General features: G+C 72.0%; 9 protein-coding genes. 5 read left to right on the top strand and 4 right to left on the bottom strand.

Annotated features, from left to right (window positions below; translation table 11 throughout):
* Positions 1 to 207: 207 nt before the first annotated feature.
* Both ACZ7GJ_RS08200 and ACZ7GJ_RS08195 read left to right on the top strand, forming a co-directional pair.
* Positions 208 to 1,092: a helix-turn-helix domain-containing protein gene (locus tag ACZ7GJ_RS08200; protein WP_470750330.1), complete on the top strand. Its 885-nt coding sequence runs from the start codon at positions 208 to 210 to the stop codon at positions 1,090 to 1,092.
* Positions 1,093 to 1,301: 209 nt separating this feature from the next.
* A complete protein-coding gene (locus tag ACZ7GJ_RS08195; RefSeq protein WP_385237462.1) occupies positions 1,302 to 1,514 on the top strand; it encodes a DUF397 domain-containing protein in 213 nt (70 codons plus the stop codon).
* A gap of 113 nt (positions 1,515 to 1,627) precedes the next feature.
* Here the strand turns inward: ACZ7GJ_RS08195 and ACZ7GJ_RS08190 are convergent, their stop codons facing one another.
* Positions 1,628 to 2,464, bottom strand: a complete 837-nt coding sequence (locus ACZ7GJ_RS08190) for a hypothetical protein (protein WP_470750329.1) — start codon at positions 2,462 to 2,464, stop codon at positions 1,628 to 1,630.
* A 134-nt stretch (positions 2,465 to 2,598) separates the two neighbouring features.
* Between ACZ7GJ_RS08190 and ACZ7GJ_RS08185 the strand changes: the two genes are divergently transcribed.
* Positions 2,599 to 3,804 (top strand): aminotransferase-like domain-containing protein, encoded by a 1,206-nt coding sequence (locus ACZ7GJ_RS08185; RefSeq protein ID WP_470750328.1) that lies wholly within the window; start codon positions 2,599 to 2,601, stop codon positions 3,802 to 3,804.
* Positions 3,805 to 3,812: 8 nt separating this feature from the next.
* Here ACZ7GJ_RS08185 and ACZ7GJ_RS08180 read toward each other — a convergent pair whose 3' ends face one another.
* Genes ACZ7GJ_RS08180 through ACZ7GJ_RS08170 form a run of 3 tightly spaced genes read right to left on the bottom strand, consistent with a single transcriptional unit; the run spans position 3,813 to position 5,363 of the window.
* Positions 3,813 to 4,226, bottom strand: a complete 414-nt coding sequence (locus ACZ7GJ_RS08180; RefSeq protein WP_470750327.1) for a PIN domain-containing protein — start codon at positions 4,224 to 4,226, stop codon at positions 3,813 to 3,815.
* On the bottom strand, positions 4,223 to 4,486 hold the full coding sequence (locus ACZ7GJ_RS08175; RefSeq protein WP_470750326.1) for a CopG family transcriptional regulator: 264 nt from the start codon (positions 4,484 to 4,486) through the stop codon (positions 4,223 to 4,225). The genes ACZ7GJ_RS08180 and ACZ7GJ_RS08175 overlap by 4 nt, the downstream gene beginning before the upstream one ends.
* A 58-nt stretch (positions 4,487 to 4,544) precedes the next feature.
* The gene (locus ACZ7GJ_RS08170; protein WP_470750325.1) at positions 4,545 to 5,363 is read right to left on the bottom strand and encodes a helix-turn-helix domain-containing protein; all 819 of its coding nucleotides are present in this window, start codon (positions 5,361 to 5,363) and stop codon (positions 4,545 to 4,547) included.
* A 532-nt stretch (positions 5,364 to 5,895) separates the two neighbouring features.
* Between ACZ7GJ_RS08170 and ACZ7GJ_RS08165 the strand changes: the two genes are divergently transcribed.
* On the top strand, positions 5,896 to 6,678 hold the full coding sequence (locus tag ACZ7GJ_RS08165) for an SDR family oxidoreductase (RefSeq protein WP_470750324.1): 783 nt from the start codon (positions 5,896 to 5,898) through the stop codon (positions 6,676 to 6,678).
* A 49-nt stretch (positions 6,679 to 6,727) separates the two neighbouring features.
* A complete protein-coding gene (locus ACZ7GJ_RS08160) occupies positions 6,728 to 9,304 on the top strand; it encodes a bifunctional FO biosynthesis protein CofGH (protein WP_470750323.1) in 2,577 nt (858 codons plus the stop codon).
* Positions 9,305 to 9,314 lie beyond the last annotated feature (10 nt).

Genomic DNA, 9,314 nt, shown 5'->3' with positions numbered 1-9,314 from the left:
AAAAGACAACAAAACAAAATTGGGCCCCAGAAAGACCGGGGGGGGGGCGGGGGGGGGGGGGGGGGGGCCGGCCCCCCCCCCCCCCCCCCCCCCCCCCCGCGTCTGTTTTCCCGGCTTTACCGGCGGCGCCGCACGCTTCGGTGGCAATCTGCTCATCACCAAGCACGCAGAGAGACAGAGACACAAGAAGGCGGAGGTGCCGTTCACGTGGCGTCCAATGTCAATCCCACCGTCCGACGCCGCCGACTGGGCATGGAGTTGCGCAAGCTCCGCGAGGACAAGGGCATGACGGCCGAGCAGGTGGCCGAGCGCCTCCTCGTATCCCAGTCGAAAATCAGCCGGCTGGAGAACGGCCGGCGTTCCATCAGCCAGCGCGACGTCCGCGACCTGTGCGACGTGTACGAGGTCGAGGACCGGCGGCTCGTCGACTCCCTCATGCAGATGGCCAAGGACTCCCGCCAGCAGGGCTGGTGGCACGCCTTCGGCGACATCCCGTACAGCGTCTACATCGGGCTGGAGACGGATGCCGCCAGCCTGCGCACGTACGAGCCCCAGATGGTCCCCGGCCTGCTCCAGACCCCGGAGTACGCCCAGGCCCTCATCCGCGGCGCGCTGCCCGAGACGGCTCCGGCCGATGTCGACAAACGCGTCCAGGTCCGGATGCACCGCCAGAAACGGCTGTCCGAGACCGAGAACAACAACCCCGAGGTCGGACCGCTGCGCCTGTGGGCGGTCATCGACGAGGCGGCGCTGCGCCGGCACGTGGGCGATCCCCAGCTGATGATCCGGCAGTTGGAGTACTTGATAGAGCGTTCCGAGGAGCCGTACATCACCGTGCAGGTGATGCCCTTCTCGATGGGCGCGCATCCGGGCGTGAACGGCCAGTACGCGATTCTGGAATTCCCGGACGCCTCGGACTCGACCGTCGTGTACATCGAGGGCGTGACGAGCGATTTGTACCTGGAGAAGGCCAACGACGTCCAGAAGTACAGCGTGATGTACGAGCACCTGCGCGCCCAGGCCCTCAATGTCGAGCAGACCCGGCAGTTCATCGGCGAGATCATCGACCACTATGCGGGCAAGGGCAAGTAAACCCGCAGGAATCGGTGCAGGTGGCGAGGGGGGCCCGTACGGTACACCGTCACTCCCCGGCCGCAGAAGGCCTGAATGGAATATGCCACTCGGTCGGGTGAATGACCCCGTCACCCGTCGGGCCGTGCCGGTAGCGTCGATCACGTCAGCCAGGAAAGCCGAAATGGCCGACAACACCACCGGCACTACTCGTTGAACCGGAGAGAAAAATGGCTATTCGTCAGGGCGCCACGGAAAACTGGACCAAGTCCTCCTACTCCGGCGGAAACGGCGCCTGCGTCGAGGTCAAGTCCCCCGTCATGGAGGCCATCGCGGTCCGCGACTCGAAGGTGCAGGACGGCCCGTCCCTCACCTTCGCGCCCGGCTCGTGGACCTCGTTCGTGGCGGACGTCACCGAGGGCCGGCTGGGACGCCTGGTCTGAACGTCACGGCGCACGACCGCGAAACAACCGCCTCCGCACCACCGTATGGAGCCCTCTCGACCGGTTCGCCGTCGTGGCCGAGAGGGCTCGGCCCTGTCCGCTGATCCCCCCGCCTAGCGGAGCTGGTCGACGTACCGGTCCGTCCCCGGCACCGTCGGGATGAACGGCGCCACCAGCTCCACCCGCCCGAGCCCCGACTCCGCGACCTCCGCGTCCAGCCCCTGGAACCGGTCCCAGCAGGTCCGCGGGTCGGCCTCAAGGAACCACAGCAGCGTGAGGCGGGTGTCCACCCCCTCCACCTGCTTCACGTACGTCATCCGGTCCCCCGGCAGCGGCGTCGGCCGGAACACCGTGGCCATCGCCGCCGGGGAGCCCTGGAGCCGCTTCGGCAGCGCCCGCGAGCGCAGCCACTCCAGCAGTTCGGCCCGCTGCTCGGGCCCGTCGGCGTCGACGACCTGGACCACCAGGCCGGCGTACGGGTGGTCGAGCGCGTGGAAGTCCCGGGGGCCGGCCGCCCCGTCGCGGTAGACCGTGGCCGCGTGGTCCTGGAAGGCCGTGAAGACGTGCGTACGGTCCTGGTAGACCCGGCCGTCGCGGTTGAGCCTCTTGTTGATGCCGACGGTCCACTTCATGTGCTCGTCGTAGCGGCCCTCGGTGACCCAGTACGTCGATATGTAGCACCCGGCGGTGACCGGCTGGGCGACGGCCGACTTCTCCGGGTAGCGCAGCTCCTGGAGCTCGCGGGTCGCCACCCAGCGCCGGCCGGCGTACATCCAGGGCATGGCCATGGCCCCGGCGTAGTAGTGGTCGTCCTCGTACCAGCGGTTGTACGCGAATTCGTGGCCCGGGTGGGGTTCGACCATGGTGATCAGCGCATGGCCGGGGCGGACTCCGTAGGGGCCGACGGAGGCGAGTGCGGCGTAGTCCTCGGCGCGGGTGTCTTCTGTCATGGGAACGGTGTAGCTGATGCCACGTCAGATCGACAGACCGCGTGCGCAGTTCAGGATGTGACACATAGGTGCTGTCTACACCCTTCCGTGGCTAGGATGCGCGCACCCGCGCACCCGACCCCGGAGGAGCCCGCATGCCTGCCGCTGCCGCCACCACCTCGCCGCCGCCCGCCTTCGCCGCCCGCGCCGCCTCGGTGGCGGGCTCCCCCGTACGCGAGATCCTCGCCCTCACCGAACGCCCCGGGGTGATCTCCTTCGCCGGCGGGCTGCCCGCGCCCGAGCTGTTCGACGCCGAGGGGCTGCGGGCCGCGTACGACGCCGCCTTCGCGACCTCCGCGCGCCGGGCGCTCCAGTACTCCACCACCGAGGGCGTCCCCGAGCTGCGTGCGGCCGTCGCCGAGCGGGCGGCGGCGCGCGGGCTGCCGACGGACCCGGACGACGTACTGATCACCACCGGTTCCCAGCAGGGCCTGACGCTGCTCGCGGGCACCCTGGTCGAACCGGGGGACGTGGTGCTGGTGGAGAACCCCACCTACCTGGCCGCGCTCCAGTGCTTCGGGCTCGCCGGGGCGCGGGTGGTGGCGGTGCCGTGCGACGAGGAGGGCATCCTCCCCGACGCGCTGGCGGAGATCGTCGCGCGGGAGCGGCCCAAGCTGCTCTACACGATCCCGAACTTCCAGAACCCGACGGGCCGCACCCTGCCCGGGCCCCGGCGCGCGGCGGTCGCGGAGATCGCGGCGCGGCTCGGGCTGTGGCTGGTGGAGGACGACCCGTACGGGGACCTGCGCTACGAGGGCGCCCACGTCCCGTGGCTCGCCGCGCACCCGGGGGCCGAGGACCGCACGGTGCTGCTCGGGAGTTTCTCCAAGGTCATGGCGCCGGGGCTGCGGCTGGGCTGGCTGCGGGCGCCGGCCGCGCTGCGGCGCGCGGCGGTCGTCGCGAAGCAGGCGGCGGACCTGCACACCTCGACGGTGGACCAGCTCGCGGCCGCGCACTACCTGGCCGAGGCGGACCTGGCCGCGCACCTGGACACGGTGTGCGCCGCGTACCGCTCGCGGCGCGACGCGCTGCTGGCGGGCCTGCCCGGGGCCCTCCCGGCGGGCTCCGCCTGGAGCCGTCCGCAGGGCGGCATGTTCGTCTGGGCCCGGCTGCCCGAGGGCCACGACGCGACGGCCCTGCTGCGCTCGGCGATCGCCCGGGAGGTGGCCTTCGTGCCGGGCGCCCCCTTCTTCACGGGCCGCCCGGACGCGCGCACGCTGCGGCTCTCGTTCACGACCCACACCCCGGAGGAGATCACGCAGGGCCTTGCCCGCCTGGGCGGGGCGGTGGCCGGGTCCTGAGGCCCCGGTCAGACCTTGATCACGGTTGCGCGCCCGGCGCACAGCGCTGTCAGATCCTCGGGGTCCGAGGTGAGGATGGTCGCGGGCCCCTCGGCGAGGATCGCAGTGGCGCCGACCATGGCGTCGATGGCGTACTTGTGCCCGTGCAGCCCGGCCTCGGCCAGCAGGGCCGCTGCCTTGCGCGCCACGGCATCGGTGACCGGCTCGACGACCAGGCGGGACAGGGTCCACTCCAGCGCCGGGCGGTTGATCCGGGGGTGCATGACCTCCACCAGCGTGGCCGCCGACGTGATCACGCGAAGATCGTCGGCGCGCGCGAGGGCAAGCCAGGCGGTGAGAGTGCGATCACGGAGGACCGCCTTGGCCAACCCTTCACTGTCGAGGACCAGGGTGCCTCCGGGCGCGGCGGAAGAGCGGGTCACGCGGCGCCCGACCGGCCCGGCGCCTGCGCGAGGCGGGCCTGGTGGAGCCGCTCTCGCAGGGCGTCGACCTCTTCGTCGGTAATGGGACCGTGCCCGGCCTCGGCGACCCGAATGACTTCGCTGAGGTTGTCGCGTTCCAGCTGGCGGGCCACGGCGGCAGCCACATAGGCGGACAGGCCGGAGGGGCCACTGCGCGCGCGTGCTGCTTCCGCGATGTCGCGCGGCATCGTGATCGAGTACTTGCCGGTGGGCTCACCCATACCACCCATCCTACCGACCATCCTCCCAGCGCGCTGCTGGGTGACCGGCGGCGCCATCTCAGGCCGCCTTCGCGCGGGACGCCGTGCAGTCGGCGCAGCGGTCGCCGCGATTCGGGGAGCGGAAGCCGCGTTCGCAGCCGTCGCAGGTCTGCATGGGGTGGATGGTCACGTCGGGGGGCAGCGGGGTGGTGGGGCCCCGGTGGCGTTCGGGCAGCGGGGGCGGGATGGCGGCGCGCAGCCGGTACGCGACCAGTCCGGCCGGGTTGCGCAGGTCGAAGGGCACGTCCGCGGTGAGGGCGCGCCGTACGGCTTCGGGCGCGGCCCCGCGCTCCAGCCACTCCACGACCCCGGGTGCGAGCCGCTCGACGTCCCGCTCGGAGAGCAGCAGGCGCGGCTCGCGGAACCGCAGACCGGCCAGCAGCTCCGCGGCTGCCCGCAGGGCTGCCGGGGAGGGCCGCGCATCCCGTACGGGTTCACCGGGCGGCTCGGGGGCGGGCTCCGGCTCTGGCTCCGGCACGGGCGGTTCGAAGTCCGGGCTCGGCGGCTCGGGTTCCGGGTTCGGCGGCTCCCGGTCCGGCTCCGGGTCGGGCCGCGGCGGCTCCGGGTTCGGGTCCGGCGGGGTTTCTGCCAGCGGGAAGTTGTACGACACGGTGCGGGTGACCACCGTGCCGCCGGCGGTCCGCAGGCGCGTGCGGCGCAGGAATCCCGCCGCCTCCAGCTCCCACAGCGCCCGCCCGATGCGGTACTCGGTCTCGGGGAAGCGGTCGGCCAGGGCCCGGATGCTGACCTGGGCGCCCTCGGGCAGCGACTGGATGTGGGCGGCGGCGCCGATCGCGAGGAGCGACAACTCCCCGCTCTGGGTGAGCCGGTTGCTCACGATCGTGAAGTTGCCCGTGAGGGGGACATTGGCGTGCCGGACGCCGGAAACGCCACCGGATCGGGCGGTTCCGCGCGCAGCACGGGGCGGTTCGGACATGACCCGGCTAAGCTTCTGAAAGGCCATCGGGAAGGGTTCGCTTCCTCGTGGATCAGACCCTCGGCCGGGATTGCCGTCCCGCCGGGGGTCGTCTCATGTCTGGAGTTGTCGCGGCGAGCATATGCCAGCCAACCCCACGCAAATCCAGTCGAGTTGGGTAGATTCACTCGACCGAGCGACTGCGGTCGAACGGGGAGGCTGGAGGGGGTTTGGTCTGGTTCTTTCCCCCGGTTCTTTGGTCTTTGAGCACGAGAAGAACCGCCGCTCGCCCCACCGTCACGCACCTTTCCCACATCCGGTCCGAACAGCGCGGACGCGCCGAAATGACCTACGCCGACGCCTGGTCCGGTCCCGTCCACCCCTTCCCTCCTCGGCCCCACACGCTTAATCTGACGCACCGTCACTTACAGGCCCGGGGCCGGGAGGCACGCGCATGCTGCTGCGAGGGAAGACCGTCATCGTCTCCGGAGTCGGGGCCGGGCTGGGCCACCAAGTGGCCGCCGCCGTGGTGCGGGACGGGGGCAACGCCGTGCTCGGGGCGCGGACCGAGGCGAATCTCGCCAAATCCGCCGCCGAGATCGACCCCGACGGCACCCACACCGCGTACCGCCCGACCGACGTCACCGACGAGGCGCAGTGCGAGGCCCTCGCCGCGCTGGCGCAGGAGCGGTTCGGGGGTGTCGACGCCGTCGTGCACGTCGCCGCCTGGGACTCCTACTTCGGCGGGCTCCAGGACGCCGACTTCGGGACCTGGCAGCAGATCATCGACGTGAACCTGCTCGGGACGCTGCGGATGACCCGCGCCTGCCTGCCCGCACTCAAGGAAGGCGGCGGGTCCGTCGTCATCATCGGGACGCAGTCGGCCGTGGCCGCGCCCAACGAGGTCCAGCAGGCCGCCTACGCCGCCTCCAAGGGGGCGCTGACCTCCGCCATGTACTCGATGGCCCGCGAGCTCGGCCCCCACCGGATCCGGGTCAACACCGTGCTGCCCGGCTGGATGTGGGGGCCGCCCGTGCAGGCCTTCGTCACCTTCACCGCGCACACCGAAGGCGTCCCCGAGGCCGAGGTGCACGCCCGCCTCACCGAGCGGATGGCGCTGCCGGACCTGGCCACCGACGGGGACGTCGCCGACGCCGCCGTGTTCCTGGCCTCCGACCGGGCGCGGGCGATAACCGGCCAGTCGCTCCTGGTCAACGCCGGTGAGCTGATGCGGTGAGCCCGCGCAGCCGCCCCCCGACCGTACGACCGGATCGTATGCTCGGCCCATGACCACTCCGAGTGACGCTCCGACCGACAACGCGATGCGCCGCGCGCTCCGGCGGGCCCGCGACGGCGTCGCGCTCGACGCGACCGAGGCGGCCGTACTGCTCCAGGCGCGCGGCGAGGCGCTGGCCGACCTGACCGCCTCCGCCGCGCGGGTGCGGGACGCCGGGCTCGAAGCCGCCGGCCGGCCCGGCGTCATCACGTACTCGCGCAAGGTGTTCATCCCGCTCACCCGGCTGTGCCGCGACAAGTGCCACTACTGCACCTTCGTCACCGTCCCGGGCAAGCTCCGCCGCGACGGCCACGGGATGTACCTGTCCCCGGACGAGGTCCTCGACATAGCCCGCAAGGGCGCGGCGATGGGCTGCAAGGAAGCCCTGTTCACGCTCGGAGACCGGCCCGAGGACCGCTGGCCGGAGGCTCGCGAGTGGCTCGACGCGCACGGCTACGACGACACCCTCGCGTACGTCCGCGCCATGGCCATCCGGGTGCTGGAGGAGACCGGCCTGCTCCCCCACCTCAACCCGGGCGTCATGACCTGGTCCGAGCTCCAGCGCCTCAAGCCCGTCGCCCCGTCGATGGGCATGATGCTGGAGACCACCGCCACCCGCCTGTGGTCCGAGCCCGGCGGCCCGCACCACGGCTCCCCCGACAAGGAGCCGGCCGTCCGGCTGCGCGTCCTGGAGGACGCCGGCCGCTCCAACGTCCCCTTCACCACGGGGGTCCTGATCGGCATCGGCGAGTCCTACGAGGAGCGCGCGGACGCGTTCTTCGAGCTGCGCCGGATCCAGCGCAGCTACCACGGGATCCAGGAAGTCATCGTCCAGAACTTCCGGGCCAAGCCCGACACCGCGATGCGCGCCATGCCCGACGCGGAGCTGGAGGAGCTGGCGGCGGCCATCGCGGTGGCCCGTCACATCCTCGGCCCGTCGGCCCGCATCCAGGCCCCGCCGAACCTGGTGGACGCCGAGTACGCGCTGATCGTCGGCGCCGGCATCGACGACTGGGGCGGGGTCTCGCCGCTCACCCCCGACCACGTGAACCCCGAGCGCCCCTGGCCGCACATCGAGGAGCTGGCGGCGCGCACCTCGGCCGCCGGGTTCGAGCTGCGCGAACGCCTGACGATCTACCCGGAGTTCCTCCAGCGCGGCGAGCCCTGGCTGGACCCCCGGCTGCTCCCGCACGTGCGCGCCCTCGCCGACCCGCAGAGCGGGCTCGCGAACGAGTCCGCGACGGTCGAGGGGCACCCCTGGCAGGAGCCCGACGAGGGCTTCGCCTCCTTCGGGCGCACCGACCTGCACACCGCCATCGACACCGAGGGCCGCAGCGGGGACCGGCGCGCGGACTTCGACCACGTCTACGGCGACTGGGAGGCCCTGCGGGAGGCCGCGGCGCCCGGGATGGTGCCGCAGCGCATCGACACCGACGTACGGGCGGCCCTCGCCCAGGCGGCGGACGATCCGACGAAGCTCACCGACGACCAGGCCCTCGCGCTGCTGCACGCGGACGGCCCGGCGCTGGACGCGCTGTGCCGGATCGCCGACGACCTGCGCAGGTCGGTGGTCGGGGACGACGTGACGTACGTCGTCACGCGCAACATCAACTTCACCAACGTCTGTTACACCGGGTGCCGGTTCTGCGCGTTCGCGCAGCGCCGCACCGACGCGGACGCGTACACGCTCTCCCTGGACCAGGTCGCGGACCGTGCGGCCCAGGCGTGGGACGTGGGCGCGGTCGAGGTGTGCATGCAGGGCGGCATCCACCCGGACCTGCCGGGGACGGCGTACTTCGACATCGCGCGGGCGGTGAAGAAGCGGGTGCCGGGCATGCACGTGCACGCCTTCTCGCCGATGGAGGTCGTCAACGGCGCGACCCGCACGGGGATGTCCGTACGGGACTGGCTGACGGCGGCCAAGGAGGCCGGGCTGGACTCCATCCCGGGCACGGCGGCGGAGATCCTGGACGACGAGGTCCGCTGGGTCCTCACCAAGGGCAAGCTGCCGACGGCGGACTGGATCGACGTCATCACGACGGCGCACGAGCTCGGGATCCGCTCCTCCTCCACCATGATGTACGGGCACGTGGACCAGCCGCGGCACTGGCTCGGCCACTTCCGCACCCTGGCCCGGATCCAGCAGCAGACCGGTGGTTTCACGGAGTTCGTGACGCTCCCGTTCATCCACACCAACGCGCCGGTGTACCTGGCGGGCATCGCCCGGCCGGGCCCGACGGTGCGCGACAACCGGGCGGTGATGGCGATGGCGCGGATCCTGCTGCACCCGCACATCACCAACATCCAGACGAGCTGGGTGAAGCTGGGCACCGAGGGCGCGGCCGAGATGCTGCGCTCGGGGGCGAACGACCTGGGCGGCACGTTGATGGAGGAGACCATCTCGCGGATGGCGGGCTCCGGTTACGGCTCGTACAAGTCGGTCCGGGACCTGGTCGCGATCGCCGAGGCGGCGGGCCGGCCCGCGAAGCCCCGTACGACGCTGTACGGGGAGGTGCCCGAGGAGCGGCAGCGGGCGGCTGCCGCGTCGGACGGGCACCTGCCGGAGCTGCTTCCCGTACTGGACTGACTGACGCTCG

This window comes from Streptomyces sp. NPDC037242 (assembly GCF_055604165.1).
The sequence above is the reverse complement of the archived record's forward strand: the minus strand, read 5'-3'. Positions and strand labels throughout refer to the sequence as shown.

Excerpts from the sequence above, each read along its gene's own strand:
- ACZ7GJ_RS08195 (WP_385237462.1), top strand. The coding sequence starts at position 1,302 with ATGGCTATTCGTCAGGGCGCCACGGAAAACTGGACCAAGTCCTCCTAC.
- ACZ7GJ_RS08190 (WP_470750329.1), bottom strand. The coding sequence starts at position 2,464 with ATGACAGAAGACACCCGCGCCGAGGACTACGCCGCACTCGCCTCCGTC.
- ACZ7GJ_RS08185 (WP_470750328.1), top strand. The coding sequence starts at position 2,599 with ATGCCTGCCGCTGCCGCCACCACCTCGCCGCCGCCCGCCTTCGCCGCC.
- ACZ7GJ_RS08175 (WP_470750326.1), bottom strand. The coding sequence starts at position 4,486 with ATGGGTGAGCCCACCGGCAAGTACTCGATCACGATGCCGCGCGACATC.
- ACZ7GJ_RS08165 (WP_470750324.1), top strand. The coding sequence starts at position 5,896 with ATGCTGCTGCGAGGGAAGACCGTCATCGTCTCCGGAGTCGGGGCCGGG.
- ACZ7GJ_RS08160 (WP_470750323.1), top strand. The coding sequence starts at position 6,728 with ATGACCACTCCGAGTGACGCTCCGACCGACAACGCGATGCGCCGCGCG.